The sequence below is a fragment of the Lactiplantibacillus sp. ME-2 genome (assembly GCF_022549155.1).
Taxonomy (GTDB): domain Bacteria; phylum Bacillota; class Bacilli; order Lactobacillales; family Lactobacillaceae; genus Lactiplantibacillus; species Lactiplantibacillus plantarum.
Genome location: NZ_JAKZEQ010000016.1, coordinates 35,364 through 52,693 on the forward strand (window position 1 = coordinate 35,364; position 17,330 = coordinate 52,693).

General features: G+C 46.3%; 15 protein-coding genes and 1 tRNA gene. 2 read left to right on the forward strand and 14 right to left on the reverse strand.

Going from position 1 to position 17,330, the window contains the following annotated elements:
* Positions 1-9: 9 nt before the first annotated feature.
* On the reverse strand, positions 10-876 hold the full coding sequence (locus MMY95_RS07585; protein ID WP_016511261.1) for an alpha/beta hydrolase: 867 nt from the start codon (positions 874-876) through the stop codon (positions 10-12).
* Positions 869-2,176, reverse strand: coding sequence for a PTS transporter subunit EIIC (locus MMY95_RS07590; protein WP_072535020.1), 1,308 nt, complete (start codon positions 2,174-2,176; stop codon positions 869-871). Before MMY95_RS07590 ends, MMY95_RS07585 begins: the two co-directional genes overlap by 8 nt.
* Positions 2,177-2,309: 133 nt before the next feature.
* Here MMY95_RS07590 and MMY95_RS07595 point away from each other — a divergent pair, with 133 nt between their 5' ends.
* Positions 2,310-2,750 (forward strand): universal stress protein, encoded by a 441-nt coding sequence (locus tag MMY95_RS07595; RefSeq protein WP_003643301.1) that lies wholly within the window; start codon positions 2,310-2,312, stop codon positions 2,748-2,750.
* Positions 2,751-2,912: 162 nt separating this feature from the next.
* Here MMY95_RS07595 and MMY95_RS07600 read toward each other — a convergent pair.
* The 4 genes from MMY95_RS07600 to MMY95_RS07615 form a co-directional block, all read right to left on the reverse strand.
* Positions 2,913-2,985, reverse strand: a tRNA-Arg gene (locus MMY95_RS07600).
* A gap of 47 nt (positions 2,986-3,032) precedes the next feature.
* Positions 3,033-4,367, reverse strand: coding sequence for a DEAD/DEAH box helicase (locus MMY95_RS07605; RefSeq protein WP_128536566.1), 1,335 nt, complete (start codon positions 4,365-4,367; stop codon positions 3,033-3,035).
* Between the two features lie 12 nt (positions 4,368-4,379).
* The gene (locus MMY95_RS07610; RefSeq protein ID WP_003641353.1) at positions 4,380-5,387 is read right to left on the reverse strand and encodes a Gfo/Idh/MocA family oxidoreductase; all 1,008 of its coding nucleotides are present in this window, start codon (positions 5,385-5,387) and stop codon (positions 4,380-4,382) included.
* A gap of 186 nt (positions 5,388-5,573) precedes the next feature.
* A complete protein-coding gene (locus MMY95_RS07615; RefSeq protein ID WP_003638174.1) occupies positions 5,574-5,774 on the reverse strand; it encodes a cold-shock protein in 201 nt (66 codons plus the stop codon).
* 343 nt (positions 5,775-6,117) lie between these two features.
* On the opposite strand from MMY95_RS07615, the gene MMY95_RS07620 reads away from it, so the two are divergent.
* The gene (locus MMY95_RS07620) at positions 6,118-6,483 is read left to right on the forward strand and encodes a DUF4828 domain-containing protein (protein WP_003641352.1); all 366 of its coding nucleotides are present in this window, start codon (positions 6,118-6,120) and stop codon (positions 6,481-6,483) included.
* Positions 6,484-6,638: 155 nt separating this feature from the next.
* Here the strand turns inward: MMY95_RS07620 and MMY95_RS07625 are convergent, their stop codons facing one another.
* The 8 genes from MMY95_RS07625 to MMY95_RS07660 form a co-directional block, all read right to left on the reverse strand.
* Positions 6,639-7,415 carry a GH25 family lysozyme gene (locus MMY95_RS07625; protein ID WP_003641351.1) on the reverse strand — a complete coding sequence of 259 codons (777 nt, stop codon included), beginning with the start codon at positions 7,413-7,415 and terminating at the stop codon, positions 6,639-6,641.
* A 24-nt stretch (positions 7,416-7,439) separates the two neighbouring features.
* Positions 7,440-8,318: a MurR/RpiR family transcriptional regulator gene (locus MMY95_RS07630; protein WP_003644133.1), complete on the reverse strand. Its 879-nt coding sequence runs from the start codon at positions 8,316-8,318 to the stop codon at positions 7,440-7,442.
* Between the two features lie 124 nt (positions 8,319-8,442).
* A complete protein-coding gene (locus tag MMY95_RS07635; RefSeq protein ID WP_003641349.1) occupies positions 8,443-9,327 on the reverse strand; it encodes an alpha/beta hydrolase in 885 nt (294 codons plus the stop codon).
* The gene (locus MMY95_RS07640; RefSeq protein WP_104795612.1) at positions 9,320-10,636 is read right to left on the reverse strand and encodes a PTS transporter subunit EIIC; all 1,317 of its coding nucleotides are present in this window, start codon (positions 10,634-10,636) and stop codon (positions 9,320-9,322) included. Before MMY95_RS07640 ends, MMY95_RS07635 begins: the two co-directional genes overlap by 8 nt.
* Before the next feature lie 240 nt (positions 10,637-10,876).
* On the reverse strand, positions 10,877-13,216 hold the full coding sequence (locus MMY95_RS07645; protein WP_202861311.1) for a cation-translocating P-type ATPase: 2,340 nt from the start codon (positions 13,214-13,216) through the stop codon (positions 10,877-10,879).
* A 266-nt stretch (positions 13,217-13,482) separates the two neighbouring features.
* Entirely contained in the window at positions 13,483-14,061 is a 579-nt protein-coding gene (locus MMY95_RS07650; RefSeq protein WP_003641346.1) for a TetR/AcrR family transcriptional regulator, read from the reverse strand.
* A gap of 453 nt (positions 14,062-14,514) precedes the next feature.
* The gene (rlmD, locus tag MMY95_RS07655) at positions 14,515-15,888 is read right to left on the reverse strand and encodes a 23S rRNA (uracil(1939)-C(5))-methyltransferase RlmD (protein ID WP_104795610.1); all 1,374 of its coding nucleotides are present in this window, start codon (positions 15,886-15,888) and stop codon (positions 14,515-14,517) included.
* 333 nt (positions 15,889-16,221) lie between these two features.
* Positions 16,222-17,244: a diacylglycerol kinase gene (locus MMY95_RS07660; RefSeq protein WP_003641344.1), complete on the reverse strand. Its 1,023-nt coding sequence runs from the start codon at positions 17,242-17,244 to the stop codon at positions 16,222-16,224.
* Between the last annotated feature and the right edge of the window lie 86 nt (positions 17,245-17,330).

Sequence of the window (17,330 nt, forward strand, 5' to 3'; positions counted from 1 at the left end):
ACAACGTAACTAATTTTGTACCCGTTGTGCGTTTTTTTGACGAACCTTGTCAGGCATCGTTTCAGCCAGTAAGTACTGTCGAATCAGGCTGACGATTTGCTTATTCTGTGGTAGATCGGAGTGCGCCGTATTCGCCCCCGTTACAGTAATCTCCGTAAAATGCTTGACCTGATCTTGAAAGATGTACTTACCGTAGTTAACGCTGTTATACGGCACCGTCCCATCACTGGTATAGTTTTCCGTCCCCGCAATCGAGTAAACGGTTAACGATTCCGGCAAACCAGTCCGATAACGGTAAAGTTCCTTGAACATGCTCGTCTTGGCGGTCGTACTTGTCGATTCCATATTGTACGGCGAGGCAATCGTCATTAACCGGTCAATATGAACCTTCGGACTTTCCTTTAGATAGCGCTCTAAAAAGAGGGTCCAAATGAGGCCACCATTGGAATGACCTAGCGCATAAAAGTGATTAAAGTGATACGTTTTGACCAACGCCTTGAATGCCGTATTCAACCAGACAGCTTGCTTATCAATATTAGCTTTACCATCACGATTATTCGCGAAGCCAATCACGATGAACGGCTCATTATCATTAGCAGCAATCGAACCACTATACTTAATTGTCCCATCCGTCTGAACTGTCAGCTTCAATACACTGTGTTTTTTCGGCGTTTCCTTCCCCAACTCGGTAATCAAACTATCAAACCGGTTCTGTGACGCACTCGATCCGGGGACCATAATAACTGGTGCCATCCGCGTCCGACCAGTGTTTTTCAGCGTCTTGATATTCGCTTGAGTCCACGTGTAGGCCGGCCAACAGATCCCGACTAACAAACCGATTCCAAGAAGCCACCGCCACCAATATCGTTTAAGCATCCGCCTTCGCCTCCTCCTCAACCTGGTTTGCCAGTAAGACAAATGGCAAGTAGATTGCTGTGGCCACCGCTATATTGATCAGACTAACGATGAAGGCCCGCCAGTCGCCACCAGTTCCCAGCCAACCGGTCAAGAAGCCTGGCATCGTTCTACCAACCGGATAAACGACCGGCGGTATCCATTGAAGCTTCAACGCGCACCACGTGATGACCATGCTAGCCAGTGGCGCTAACAGAAACGGAATCGCTAAAATCGGACTATAAGCAATCGGTAAGCCGACGAGCAACGGTTGGTTGATATTAAACAGTACTGGCAAGGCACTGGTCTTGGCCACTGTTCGATAATTACGGTTACGTGAACGCCACAAAATTGCAATCAATAACGCTAACGTCATTCCGGGACCACCTACGTTCGCAAACGCATCAAATAACGTATGGAGCGTTACTGGATTTGGTGCGCCCCACGCCGAACCGTGTTGCAACGCATATTCCAAATTTTGAACCGTACTCGTAGTACTGTTACCACTAAAGTCAACCGGACCGATAATCCCAATTAACCAGTATAAATTGCTGAGTGATGCCACGCCAATTATCGCTAGTAGCGACGCCCCCGGATTACTGAATGGTAAGGTGAAGACCGCGTAAAACAGGCCGTTTAATCCCCCTTTACTGACAAAACTAATACCATACCCGATGGCACTGAACACCAGCAAAGCAGCGACTATCGGTAACCAGTTCGCGTGTGCCCGCGCTAGCAAGTGGGTCTGGGTCTCGATCTCCTGGTGGATGTGTGGATCCCGTGTCAAATGACTGAACAACCAACCAGTCAACAGGCCCACCAATAGTGCGAGGAAGATGCCCTGAGTTCCCAAATTATCTTCTAAAAACCGACTGCCAGCAGGCTGACCCTGGGTACTAAAAAAATTATAATTGATATTAAGCATGATAAAACTAATTGCCGCCGTTAATCCCGCTAACAGATTATCACGCTGGGCACTCCGCGCGACAAAATTAGCGGCTGAAAAAGCCGCAATCACGGCAAGGATGCCATTGATACTCAGATTAAGCATCGTCGTGTAAGTTGCCAAATGTTTAAACCCCGGCAGCCAGTGACTGAGATAATAAATATGATTCAAAAAACCATTGCGCTGAAAGATTGCCTGGTTCATAAAACTAACGTACGCCCCAACTAATGCGAATGGAAAAAGCAGCGTCAACGTATCACGTAAGGCGCGCCAATAACGTTGCCGCTCAACGACCCGTTCAAAGGTCAATAGGCTGTTCTGTACATGCTTTAACATACCTAACCCCCAAAAGAAATTTACTGTCTATAATATACGCTAGTTCATCGACCTTGCCCACTAGGTGCGTTTAATTTTATTGCCCAACACTAATCCATTATAATTATCGTAAAGATAACTGGAGGTGGTTATAATGCCAAGCCGTTACACAAATATTTTAGTACCCGTTGACAGTTCCGATGCTGCACAAGCCGCTTTTACCGAAGCGGTCAACATTGCCCAGCGGCACCAAGCAAACCTGACTGCGCTCTACGTGGTGGATGACAGCGCCTACCACACCCCCGCACTCGACCCGGTTCTATCTGAATTACTAGACGCGGAAGCCGCTCACGCAAAGGATGCCATGCGGCAGCGACAACAATTCGTCGCCACCACGTCCGCACCGAATTTAAAAACTGAAATCAGCTACGGGATTCCAAAACACACCATTGAGGACTATGCCAAGCAACATCCCGAAATTGACTTGATCGTGCTCGGCGCCACTGGTACCAACTCGCCCCATCGCGTAGCCGTTGGTTCAACGACCAGCTACGTCGTGGATCACGCCCCTTGCAACGTCATCGTCATTCGTTAATCGCAACGCCCGCTACTAGTCATTTGGACTGGTAGCGGGCGTTTAGACTAATACAGTATTCATTTCGATTTCATATCATTTGTGGCTACTTAAAACCAAAGCACCGTTTCAAGGTAACGTCACTAAAACGCTGCCCTGAAACGGTGCTTTCTAATATTCAACTGACCCCACCCGGACTCGAACCGGGATCAACCGCTTAGGAGGCGGGTGCCCTATCCAGTTGTGCTATGAGGCCATTAACAATCCGTAAAATATCATCTCACGGATTGTGCATTTTGGCAATTACTGATTGCTAAAGCGATCACGATTTTTCTTGCGCATCCCTTTTTTCTTAGAATGTTTATTGTGACCCTTATTCTTTTTAGGTGTTGCTGCAGCGGGCCGCTTCCGGCTCGTCTCCACTCGTTTAACCTCATCTGGGTGACCAGCACTCACGACCCGGTGCCGACCGTTAGCCGCGTTGCCAGCCGTTTCTGGATGGTCGAACGTTAACGGTGGAACAACTTTATCTGGTTTCGTATCAACAATATGATAATCAACCAAGTAACCCGGCTTGATTTCATAGTCGGTCGTCGCCATCAGCTTCTTAAAGTCGCGGACATCATGGTCGTCACCGAACGTCAAGACTAGTCCATCAGCACCCATGCGGCCTGTCCGACCACTCCGGTGAATATAAGTCGTGACATCTTTAGGTAGCTGATAGTTGATCACAGCTGGCAATTCAGGCACGTCTAGACCCCGAGCCGCCAAATCAGTGGTCAACAACAGCCCGACTTTGCCTTGCCGGAATAACCGCAACGCTTTTTCACGTTCAACCTGACGTTGATTACTGGTCAAGGCAACGTAACTCACGTGCTGGTGTCGTAATTCTAAGGCGACATGTTGGAGTTCCTGCATCTTATTGAAGAAAACGAGGGCCCGCATATGGTCAACACGACTAATCCGTTTCAGTAAGTCCACCCGGTGCCGATTACCCACTTGCATCGTCCGGTGCCGAACCACCCCCTGGGTCTGATCAATGGCCCGCACATCGATTTTTTCAACATGCTGACCAAACCAGCGTGGCAACTCATCTAAAATTTTAGTTTCGGTTGCTGAGAAGAAGCCTAATTGTAACGTTTCAGCAAATGTAGCGTCGAGAATTTCACGAATCTGATCCAAGGTTTCATCTGTCAGTAATTCATCGGCTTCGTCGACGATCATCATCTTCAAATGCCCAAGCTTGATCTTACCATCCGCAATCAGGTTAGTAATCCGCCCCGGCGTCCCAACAATTACTTCAGGATGCTTTTTGAGCTTTTCCATCTGCCGCTTAACGTTAGCTCCCCCGGTAATCGCGAGGACTTTGGCATCGATCAACTGGCCCCACTCGCGCACCACGTTGGTTGTTTGCATTGCGAGTTCTTGTGATGGCGCTAAGATCAGTGCCTGCGTGCCTTCTCCGACCCGCAACGCTTCGAGCATTGGCCACGTAAACGCTAGGGTCTTACCAGACCCCGTTGGTGCGAGTCCTAACACCGATTGACCAGCTGCAAGTGGCTCGGCCACTGCCGTTTGAATCGGCGACAACTCGGTGAACCCCGCCGCCGCAAATTTAGTTTTAAATACGTCTAACATAGTGCCTCATTTCTATTTATCGGTATCAGGGGCTTCACCCGTAAAATATAGGTGCCCTGACTGCCGCAAATTAAATAATAGTTTATTAACATTTCGACTAAGTTGCCGCCAAGCTAAGTATTCCGTCTGGTGATTGCTTGGGTCATTGATAACGGTTGCGAAGTCGCGCGCCTCGGCCAGCATTGGATTGGTATCGGGTTGCGCCCCAATCGCATGCTCCTGACCATCCTTATCTTGATAAGTGATTTGTCCAAGTTCAGCAGGATTATCCATCACAATAGCGTCGCGCAGACCGTTGATTTCAGATGGCAAGAACGAATTACTAGTCTTACCAACGTTCAAGGTCACCGTAAAGTCAGCGTAGCGTAAAATAGCCACACCCTTACCGTCAACGCCCGTTCGAATCAAGGTTGGGTAGTAAGCCACCTCTTCCGGCATGCCGAACCAGCCGACCGCATCGTAGGCCAGGTACACGCCTAAATCCTGAAGCGCCCCACCGGCAAAGTTCAACGAGAAGATATTCGGTTCTTCACCAGCCAAGACGGCGTCATACCGTGACGAGTACTTCATGTAAGTCAACGTCGCCCCCTGAACTAAGGATAACTTTTTAATCTGATCCTTGACGCGTTGGAAATTAACTTCGTGAATCTGGCGTGCTGCTTCAAATAATAGGACATCAGGGTGAGCCTTTAAAACGGCATCTAACTGTTCAAATTCTTGTTGGTTCGCCACGGCTGGCTTCTCGACGATGACGTGCTTACCATAGGCGATTGCTTGTTTAGCCTGGGCAAAATGCAGACTGTTTGGTGATGCAATGTAGACCGTATCAAAACTACCCCGACTGAAAAATGCATCTAAATCCGTAAAAGTCTCATCGGCATGATTCTTGGCGGCAAAAGCCTGCGCGGTCTCAGCATGGCGGGAATAAACACTCGTCAATTGCCATTCACCAGAGGCAGCGGCAGCATCAATAAATTGTTGCGTAATCCAATTCGTTCCGATAATTCCTAATTTTAACATCGATTTGACTCCTCTCAACGGCGCTAGTCAACCAGTCGTGATTGGTGGCGCTTACTCGTGCGTTTAGTTTATAATTCTATTTTACCAGTTTTCGCCGTTAAGTTGGGCCATAAGGATCAAAAGTCACCCGCTATTTTGCGCATAAAAAAAGAGCCGCCACACGGGCAGCCCTTTTAAAAGCTAAACTTATTGAGGAACAACGTTAGCAGCTTGTGGGCCACGATCGCTTGATTCTTCATCAAAAGTAACTTTTTGGCCTTCTTCTAAGGTCTTGAAACCGTCAGTTTGGATAGCTGAGAAGTGAACGAATACATCGTTGCCATCTTCACCAGTAATAAAGCCATAACCCTTATCAGCATTGAACCATTTTACAGTACCATTTTTCATGAACTAAATCCTCCTAGGATATAAAAATAAAAAGTAACTAACACATGTTATTAACACCTATAAAGAATTTACGGTAACACAATTAAATGATACTTTAAAACTTCACATAAATGCCAATCACATTATATAGATTAACACACTCACCCAGTAATTTCCAATCAGAACACAAATTAATTCAAAAAAATTAGTTACCGCCCTTCCGAAATTGATAAAATATTACGTTCATTACCCGCAGGTAACAGTGACATAAAGGCTTTAATAAGAATCCACTTATTACGTGACGTTAACGCCGTTTTAGTGGTATATTTTAACTATAGATTTATTCAGAAAGAAGGTTGATCCAGTGAAGCGGCGTGGCGCAATATTATTTGGTTTATCATTACTTGCAGGACTTTCTAGTACACTACTCCACAAACGGCACCCTAGTACGATTGCTGACGGTGACTTAGCGGTTTTCTACGCGGGAACTTGGACATATCGTGATGAGGCGCATCACCGGGACCACACGTTGGAGATTGATCCCAACATGATGATTCGCATCGACGGGCGCTCGGTACCAGCCACCGTCGAATCCATCTCATCGAGTGCGCTCGTCTTACTTGATCAATATGGATTTCACCTTGAGGTGCGGGCTAATGAGCAACGACCTGTAACCCTCTTTGACGAAGCCGATGATCGCAGTTATGTCATCTTATCGCCAAATACCTAATGACGCTAGTGACGTCCTAAGGATTTTAATAGGTCGCCATCAAAATAAGTCGCAAGTTCAAGAAGAGTCTTGAACTTGCGACTTATTTTTAGTCAGCCTAGCAGCTAATAAGCTGTTAATTTAATTTGCGAAATAAGTTATTCAAGGATTAGGCCTTAATTTAAGCCCTGCGCCACAACTTTATTGTACGCTGTCACACTACCGTTGAATAGAATTCCAGCGAACTCTTGACGAGTCCCGTTCTGGCGGTAAACGGCGCGATCGGAATAATGCATAAACATCACTCGTCGTCCCTGTTGGTGGGTCTTCGCCGTGTCCAGCCATAAGTCAGTGTCTTTTAGTGCGGGCTTAACGATCTGCTTGGCAACTGCGGGCGTTGACCATACGACGCAGGAGCGATTATAATCCTGGGTCAACGTGGTCACTAATGCCTTAAGCTTGGCACGACTTTTTCGAACCGCAATCGTCTGGTCCGTGTAGTCACCGTAGTATTGCACTTGAATCGCAATTGGTAAATTGCCGATGCTATCCCCGACCGTTTTCTCGAAATAGGCCGCTTGGGCCGCAGCAGTCGATGAAAAACTAAACGTATGGATTACGCCAACACCTAAACTTGTGCCGACGATTCGTTCATAATTGCTTGCAAAGTTATCATCCGTATAACTAGCTCCTTGAGTAGCGTGTAAATAGACAAACTTGAGCCCATCATTTTGCAAGGCCGCAAAATCTAAATAACCGTCATTTTGTGACACAGCAACCCCACGGACATCAAACCCACTCACGACAGCGTCACTACGCCAACGTAACCAAGCCAAGCCGCCCCAAACGCTGCCAATGATTACTAATAGAACTAATAACCAGCCCAGTCGATAACGCCACCGCGCCCACCGCGTTTTTGCGTATACTGGTCGATAATGTTGCCGCTTTGTCATCTCATCAATCCTTTGCCTACAGCTTTAAAGCTCCGTTCGTGTTTGACTAATGGCCTCGCGAACCCGGCCAAGACTTTCTGCCATTTCGATATTGCCATGAACAGCAGTCATCAAGAAGAGACTATCGATAATACTCATCTGGGCAATCAACGAAGTCAGCCCTTCCGAACGATAATTAATTTCTTCTGCAACTGAAATAAAGGCAACGGTACTGTCCTTAGCCAGGGGCGAGTTACCGAAGCTAGTTAACGCGATCACTGGCACACTTTGTGAAGTCAGGGTGGCTAGCACTTGTAGTGTTTGCTGATTACGCCCGGTATGTGAGATAACCACTGCCACGTCGCTGGCATTCATCTGAGCCGCTTGCATCAGTTGCATATCATAGTCACTATTATGGGCACACGGAATACCGGTGCGCACAAACTTATGATACCCATCTAAGGCAGCGACTGCGGAGCCCCCGAGGCCATAAAAGCCAATCGAGCGAGCATTTAGCAATAATTCCACCGCCCGCTTGAGATCTGCTTCCGTCATTACCTGACTTGTCTGATCTAGCGAACTACGAATACTATTGAATGTTGATTCCGCAATTCCTTTGAAAGTCGTTTGTTTTTCGACATCTTGAAAAGCTTCCGCATTAGTTTGTTCAATCGGTTCGGCCGCCGTTAGTTCACGTGAGAAGTCACGGAAGCTACTAAAACTAATCCGTTTGACAAACCGTGAAACCGTGGCCGTTGAAACGCCAACCGCGGCAGCCAAGTCTGAAATCGACTGAGCCGCCGTTTTAATTGGGTCGGCAATAATATAGTCAGCAATCTTGCGGTCCGTCACACTTAAATTCGGATAATAAGACCGAATTAAAGTCAGGACCCGATTGCGATGTACTGGTGATTGTGTGGACATTTCGGCCACCTCCATGACCAAATTTTACCACAATTCTTAATAACACCCTAAACTTCCTCACAGGTGCCACCGTCACAAACCCTTGAACACTGTCCAGTCCACAACGACTGAACCTCGTTGCCGCTCATTCGACAGTCCCCGTCGATACTAAGCCCTTACGAGTCTGTTTCGGCTTATCCAACATGTAAGTTCTAATCAACGTGACAATTTGCGCATTTTGGGGTAAATCGGAGTGCTGGGCATTCGTACCAGTAACCGTAATCTCTGTAAAATGCTTGACTTGCCCTTGATAGATATACTTGCCAGCCTCGACACTCCGCGCTGGAACAAGACCGTCCGAATCATAGTTTTCGGTACCTGCGACCGAATACATTGTCGCTGACTTAGGCAATCGATCGCGGTACTTAATAAAGTCAGCTAACATTTGTGTCTTATGATTCAAATTAGCTTCTGAGAAATTGTAAGGTGAGCCAATGGTCATAATTCGTTTGACCTTAATATCGTCGCGATTAAAATAGTGTTCAAAGTAGTACGTATAAATCAGACCACCATTCGAGTGACCAATTGCTTTGAAATTATTAAATTGATACTTGGCAGCCAACTTCTTAAAGGCCAGTGAGAACCAACGGGCCTGATGCTTAATATTATCATAGCCGTCACGATTATTTTGAAAGCCAACGACGATGATTGGCTCGTTATCACGGGCACGCAACGACCCCGTCATTTTAATCGTATCATCCGTCATCACGGTCAGCTTAATTAAACTATGCCGACGATGATCAGCCTTATTAAGTTGCTTGACTAAGGTGTCAAACCGATTCTGGGTCGCACTACTGCCGGGAATCATAATAATTGGTGACATCTGCGAATCATGGCGTCCTGCCATCGCAGCCACGTTGGTTTTCGTCCACTGGTATGAGGGCTGAATCAAAAAGCCCAGAAACAGTAAGCCTAATACAAGCACTAACAGACTTCGCCGCCGTCGCTGCCAATTAGGTCGATTATACATGCTTAGCACCCCCCACCTGTGCTTGCGCCGCCTGCACAATGGTTTCCGCCAACCGCATGAACGGCAAATAGATCACCACTGATAGTGCCAAATCAACGATACCAAGTAAAAGTGCCACCACGTTACCGTTAGTGCCGATAAAGGCAATCAACGGTCCCGGCGTACCCACGGGAACCGGATAAACCACGGGTGGAATCCAATGAAACCCAATTGCCAGCGCCGCCAGTCCCATATTTACGACAGGCGCAAGCACAAATGGTATTAGATAGATTGGATTATATAGAACTGGTAAGCCTGTCAGTAGCGGTCCATTACTATTAAAGAGCGCAGGTAATAGACTCCACCGCGCGACTACGTGGTAGTTATGATTGTTGCTGCCGATATAAATGGCAATCACTAAGGCCAGCAACATCCCCGTTCCGCCAAACGTCCCAAATGCGTGATACAACGTGTTGGCCGTATACGGATACGGCACGTGATACGCCGAATGATGTGTGAGTGCATAATTCAAATTGGCCGTCATTGTCGCACTATTGGTCACCAAGCGTTCTTGGTACGGACCAGCTAGTCCAAGAATCTCTAACAACAGCGTCACAACTGCCATGCCAAAGGTCAGCCACAGACTGTGACTAGTCGTTGCGTACTTTTGAAATGCCGACCAACTTTCAGCAGAGTACGTAATAATCATCAGCCAGTTCAAAGCGAGGCTCACTAGCACGGCCAATACTAGTATTAAGGCCATTGGAAGTAGTGAACTGAAAGTCCGTGTCAAGATATCGGCCGTATGCGGACTACTTTGTGCCGGAACCGGCTTGCTGAACCATTTGAAGAGCAGGCCGGTCAAACCACCCACAATCAATGCGCCCGTTAGACCGTTAGTCCCGATCAATAAAGTGTTAAAAACACCAATTTGATTTTGATTCGTATACTGATAAGCCACGATCAATAGCGCAATCGCGGCGGTCAATCCCGCTAGTTGGTCATCGCGCTGATTGAGTTTGGCATGGTATTTTGCCGCACCAAATGCTGCTACTACGGCCACACCGTTGAGCGTCAAGGTTGTTAAACTATCAAACGGATAGTGTAAGTAACGATAGTATGGGACCCATTTTGACAGGTGAAAGATACTGGCAATAAACCCCGTTTTCGTCAACACGGTCAGTTGAATGATTTGACTGAACGTCCCAATCAAAATGAATGGGAACGTCAACATCAAGGTCCGTTGAATAATCCGATAGAAGTTAGTTTGCCGAAAACACAACAAGCGCGGCACTAACCGTTGAATTAACCGTTGTTCATCAAGCCACACAATACCGCCCCCATTCCGGTAATCTACTGAACTTCATTATAAGCCGTTTTAGACGCTGCTGCCTATTAAAATCTGTTATAAATTTACATGCTATGCTGGTATCAACCATACTTATATCGGATTGTTAATTTAATCTGACTGGTCAACAACGGTGTGGCTTACGCTGAGACAGCAATCTGATTACACCAAAAAAGGCCACGCCGTAATTGCAGCGTGGCCCCGTTACCTAAATTTGATCGATTATCGCCAATTGATCTTGCTGAGAACGCGTTTTCCTAAGCCATTTTGCAGAACAATGAACACCGGATACGCACTGATCATCAGTGGTAGGTAAATCACAGCTAACGACCAATCTAATAGATTAACCAATGAGAAAATTCGGCCGGCAAACAAAAAGACTAGGACGAACAGTGTTGCCATTAACACGACTAACCCAATTTTGAACCGGTTCAACGGCCGGGCTGCAATCAATAACGCATTTAAACTAAAGATCCCGGTCATCAACACACTCAACGTCGCGGTCGTTTCGAAATTCAGCTGGAACTTATTACCTAACACCATGATGACCATGATATAGCCGACCACGCAGATCGCCGCGGGAACGGCAATCTCCATCACCTGTTTCATAAAGCGCCCGGTAATTCGCGTATAATCAGGCTGTAACGCCAAGAAAAAGGTTGGAATACCAACCATCAACGATGAAATCGGTGTTAATTGGATGGGCTCAAACGGGTAGCTGTGGCTCATGAAGATAAAAATCAACGTCAGAGCGACCGAATACATCGTCTTAATCAAGTAGAGCGCGGCGACCCGTTCAATATTATTGATAACGCGGCGACCCTCGTTCAGCACTTGCACCATCGCATCAAAGTTCGAATCGATTAAGACAAAATCAGCCAAACTCTTCGTGGCTTCACTCCCACTCGCCATCGCGATACTACAATCCGCCTGTTTCAGCGCCAACAAATCATTAACGCCGTCACCAGTCATCGCTACGGTATGGCCGTTGCGCTGATAGGCTTTAATTAGTTGCTCTTTTTGTTGCGGCGTCACTCGACCGAACACCGTATAATTTGTCACTAGCTGATCATAGTCGGGGGTAGTCCCCACTTGACTCATATCAACCAGCCGATCAGCGTCCTTGATCTCAGCCCGTTGTGCAATACTGGCGACCGTCACCGGATTATCACCAGAAATAACTTTTAGGGCGACGTCTTGATTAGCAAAAAAACCAAACGTCGTCTTAGCGTGTGGCCGCAACTCATCCGTGATCAGAATTAATCCCAAAGTCATCGGTCGAGTCGGTTTGGGCGTCGTTAAGGCAGCCACTTCGGCTAACACTAATACCCGGTAACCTTGTTGCGCGAGCGTTTTGATGCGAGACTGTAACTCGCCGGGTACCGTGGTAAAAATAAATTCCGGTGCGCCCATAACGTAAGCGTGACCATCAAACGCAGCCCCACTCCACTTACGACTTGAAGAAAAGGGAAGAACTTCTGTCGCTTGCACTGGTGGCTGACCAAAAGCAGTCTTGATGGCCCGGGCCGTTTCATTATCATCATCAATGGCAGTGACTAACGCAGCTAACCGGTGCTCCACTGCTGTCAAATCATGCTGGTTCCACGGCTCAACGCGTTCAAAAACTAACTTGCCACTAGTAATCGTTCCAGTCTTGTCGAGGCACAACGTATCGACCCGGGCCAGTGCTTCAATGGCGGGTAGCTCCCGCACCAATACCTGGTGCCGGCCTAAAGTGAACGCCCCAGCAGCTAAAGCGACTGACGTTAACAGCACCAGTCCTTCCGGAATCATCCCGACCATCGCGGCCACCGTCCCGAGGATTGCCCGGTTCTGACTTTCACCCCGCATCATAGTGGAAATGAACAGTCCAGCACCTAGTGGAATAATCGTAAAAGTCAAAATTTTGATAATTCGATTGATAATCGTTAACAGTTGACTTGGCGTCCGCCGTTTTTGCTTAGCTGCTCGTGCCATCTGCTTGATAAAACTGCCGTGACCAACCTGCGTTGCCTGCACGATTCCGTGACCACCAAGGATGACACTCCCAGAAACCAGCTCATCACCCGGCCCCTTAACAACCGGATCAGCCTCACCAGTAATCTGCGACTCATCGACCTCTAATCCAGCGGTCGCCCGCACGAGCCCGTCCACAGGAATCTGCTCGCCACGAGTCACTAATAGTAAATCATCCTGAACGATTTCGTCCTGACCAATCGCCACCGTTTGACCGTTACGGCGGACTTGAACCTTAGTGGCCGATAATAATGCCAGCTTATCGACCTGGCGCTTGGCACGAATCTCCTGAAAAATACCGATAGCCGTGTTGACGATGACCACGAATAAGAACAGCATGTTCTTATAACTTCCCGTCAAAAAGACTAATCCGGCTAACAAAACATTGATACAGTTAAAAAGTGTTAGCAAATTATCACGAAAAATCTGTTTAACAGACCGCGTTAAGGGCGGTAACGGCTCATTCTTTAGACCCGCTGTCAGGCGCTGGTCAACTTGCTTAGTCGTTAACCCGTGTTCAATTGCTGATAAATAACGTTCCGACATGGTGGGCCCCCTTAAAATTAACTTTAACCTTATTGTAAACGATTTTTTAAGCCTGGGGCCAAAATAACGCCCTAATTTAGCGTTTACCATGCAGAATTAAGATTTTCATTACGATTGATCATAAAACTACTTCAATAAATCATTATTGATTTTGATTTCAGCCTTAACAAAGATTATTGTATTACGCCCCATTTACTGCTAAATATTGGCGAATTTAACCTATAAAAAAACGGCTATCTGCTAAGATAGCCGCACTGAATCTTAAATTATTTTTTCGTCTTATCAGCAGGTAAGTGTGTCTGGTCAATCGCTAACTGCATAACCTTCGTGAACCGTTCATCAAGTTCAGTCCCCTGCATCTTAAAGAAGCCGCCAATCTCTTGGATAATGAATCCGAACAACGTGGAACGGTACAAGGTATTCTCCACCCGCGCCGAATCATCCAGTTGTAATGGTTTAAACATATCCTGGTATAACTGCACAATTGCTTTACGAGACCGTGGGATTCTTAGGTTATCATTTAAGTCAAGTAATAACGGTGCCAACCCCCGATGCTGGTTGCAGGCCGCCCGGAATTCTTGAGCAAATGCCATCAAAGCCTCATCACCGTCAACGTCTGAGATTGTTTCAGTTAAACGATCCGCAACATTTTGAACAAATTGGAGGCCAACCTGATCTAATAAATCACTCAAGCTATCAACATAATTATAAATCGATTGCGGCCGCACATCCAAAACTAACGCTAAATCCCGAATTGTTAATCCGTTAATTCCCTTGCTTTCAATTAACTGATTAGCTGTTGCTAATACTTTTGCCTGTGTCAGTGTTCTTCTCTTTACCATCATGCTCCCCCATTTATCGGTTTATTTCGCTTATCATTATAACCCAAACTGGTCAAAAACCGAGATGAAATACATACTTTTATCAAAAGTAATACAATTGATGGTTTTTGTGGGTGTTTTTTGACCAATAAATACAATTATTTAATTTAATACGCTAAATTTGACTCAAACAGCTCCAGTGAACTAGTTTACAGCAATTACAGCGCATTATTTATTAAATTATTTAAAGCAATAATTATAATTATCAATAAACTGTTTTATTAGCCGATTCTAAATGATCTGTCTATTAAAATCGGACGAATTCAAATCAATATCAGCGCTTAAAAACGGTTATTTTGTGCTTCTAATTCAAAGTTAGCCCTCAAGCTGAGTAAAAAAGTGTGTTGGTTACCCGACAAATAATCAGGCACCCAACACACTTTTTATAATTTCATTAATAATCCAGTTTTAAAATGCTTATTGTTCGCGTTCTAACACCGTTACCGATTCAATATGTGGTGTTTGTGGGAACTGGTCCACGGGTTGGACCGGGGCACTAATATGGTAGCCGTATTCTGCAAACCGTTGGACGTCTCGAACTAAGGTTGATGGGTTACAACTAATGTAAACCACCCGTTTAGGCTCCATTTCACCGGCACTCTTGATAAAGTCGGCGTCCAAGCCCTTACGTGGCGGATCAACGACGATCACGTCCGGCTTAACGCCATCTGCTTGCCATTTAGCCATGGCTTTTTCAGCGCTATCCAAAACAAAGGTCGCGTTCGTAATACCATTCTTATCCGCATTCTGCCGTGCGTTATCGATGGCTGCTGGCACGATTTCAACACCATACACTTGCTTGGCATGTTGGGCCATCGTTAACGAAATCGTTCCGATACCGGAATAAGCATCGATCACCGTCTCATTCCCCGTCAAACCAGCTTGATCAATGGCTAACTGATAAAGCTTTTCGGTCTGTTGTGGGTTCACTTGATAGAAGGACTGGGCTGAAATGGCGAATGTCAGGCCCAGTAACTGATCATCGATAGTGGCCTTACCAGCTAACACGTTGTTAACTGGCCCTAAGATCACGTTAGTCTTCTTAGAATTAACGTTTTGAATCACACTGACAACTTCAGGTAACGCTGCTTGAATCTCTTGTGTGACCACGTCAGCCATTGGTAAGTGTTTCGTTCGCGTCACAATAACAACCATCATCTCATGACTGTAATACCCACGCCGTACCATGATCGTCCGAATCGTCCCACTATGATGGAATTCATCGTAGGCTGCCTCGTGATATTTCCGTAAAATATCGCGAACTACCACGATAGCCTTATCAATTGCAGGATCTTGAATATAATAATCTTCAATTGGCATCAATTGATGACTGTTCTTCTTGTAAAAACCAGTCGTTAGTTGTCCTTGGACTTGTCGTACGGGTACTTGGGCCTTGTTCCGATACTGCGTCGGGTTGACCATACCAATTGTTGGTAAGACTTCGACATCATCCATGTGGACCTTTGCAAATAATTCGGCCACCTGGTGCTGTTTAAACTTCAATTGTTCACTGTATTCCAAGTGTTGTAGTGGTGCAATCCCGGTTTGACGATAAACGCGCCCTTTAGGATTAACCCGGTGAGGACTCACTTGGTTAATCTTTTCCACATCACCAAACGCAAAGTTCTTCGTCGTCTTCGTGACCTTGACCGTAATTTTTTCTTCTGGCAATGCATTTTCGATAAAGATTGGGTAATTATCGACTTTAGCAACACCCATACCCTGATAGGTTAAATCCATGATAGTGACGTCTAAAACTTCACCCTTGTGCACTGGTAAATTAACTTTCATTTGTTTCCTCTTGCTTTCTTTGTTAGTGACTTATTATTTTTTAGTTACTGCCTGGTAGCCACTGCTCCGGGCAGCGAGTGATATGGCCATTAATACTGCCACACTTGGCAGTGTCGTTAACATTTACTGATTAAACATGCTATTCAAGTTGTTTACTGTGAGTGTCAAAACGCGCGAATTTGAGCTGTCTCATGCTTTGCACCACTGACAAATCATTGCTAAACCGACAAACGATTAAATCGTTAGGCAATGCTCAATCATGTCCCTGTGACGGTAACACTTTTAAAAAAATTACCGTCCACCATTGTATCGGTAAACGGTAATTTAAGCAAGTTATTCTGTTTTTTCGTCGTCCTCAGTTGCAGCTGGCAACTGATCAACGGCTGAGACAAAGTGTCGCTCAGCGTCTTCCAACTCTGGATCCGTATCCGTGATTGCCTCATCGGGGATCCGATCCGTATCGGCAAACATTTCGATATGTTGCTTCAAATTCCGGAACGTCATCGGTGCATCACCACCGTACTCCCCATCCAAGTTGATCATTAAGCGATCCTTATCAGCTGGTTTGGCGACGACCTTGCTCGTCTTCACATAAATAATGCTTGGATCATTGATATGCTTGCCACCATTGAGCACTAATGTCATTAAGTGAAGCATTTTGGCAAGGTTGCTCGTCTTCACAATAATCATGGTAAATTTACCATCATCTAATGACGCGTCCGGCACTAACTGCTCAAAGCCACCAACTGAATTAGTCAGCGCTAAGAAAAACATCGAAGCCTTGCCCTGATAATGACCACCATCATATTTCAAATCCATCTCAACTGGTTTTACTCGTGGTAATAACTCAGCACCCTTGGCTAAGTATGCCGCGTACCCAAAAATCGACTTCAATTGTGATGGTACGTCATAGGTCAGCTCCGTTAACATGCCCCCAGCCGCAATGTTAATGAAATACTGTTCACCAGCCTGACCGATATCCATCTTAACCGTCTGGTTCTTTAGGACTACCTTGGCCGCCGCAACCGGATCATTGCGCGGAATCCGCAGTGCCCGGGCATAATCGTTGGTCGTACCCGCCGGAATAATAGCCATCTTAGGTCGCCGCTTTAACCCGGCTAACCCGTTTACTACTTGATTGATGGTCCCATCACCACCAGCTGCTACAATCAGTTCAAACCCGTCCTTGGCACAACGTCGCGCTTCATCGGCCGCCGAATTAGGGGCGGGCGTCGTTGCGAACGCACTGGTCTCATAACCAGCTTGTTCAAAGATACCAAGAATTTCAACTAAATCGTGGGCCAATGCCTCACGTCCAGAAGTCGGGTTATAAATAAGTCGTGCCCGTTTACGCATGTTTCCTATTCCTCCGCTCACACGGTCAAGCGTTCAGCGTCTCATCTCTACCCCAACGCTGGACATGCATCAATCGAGGCTCAACA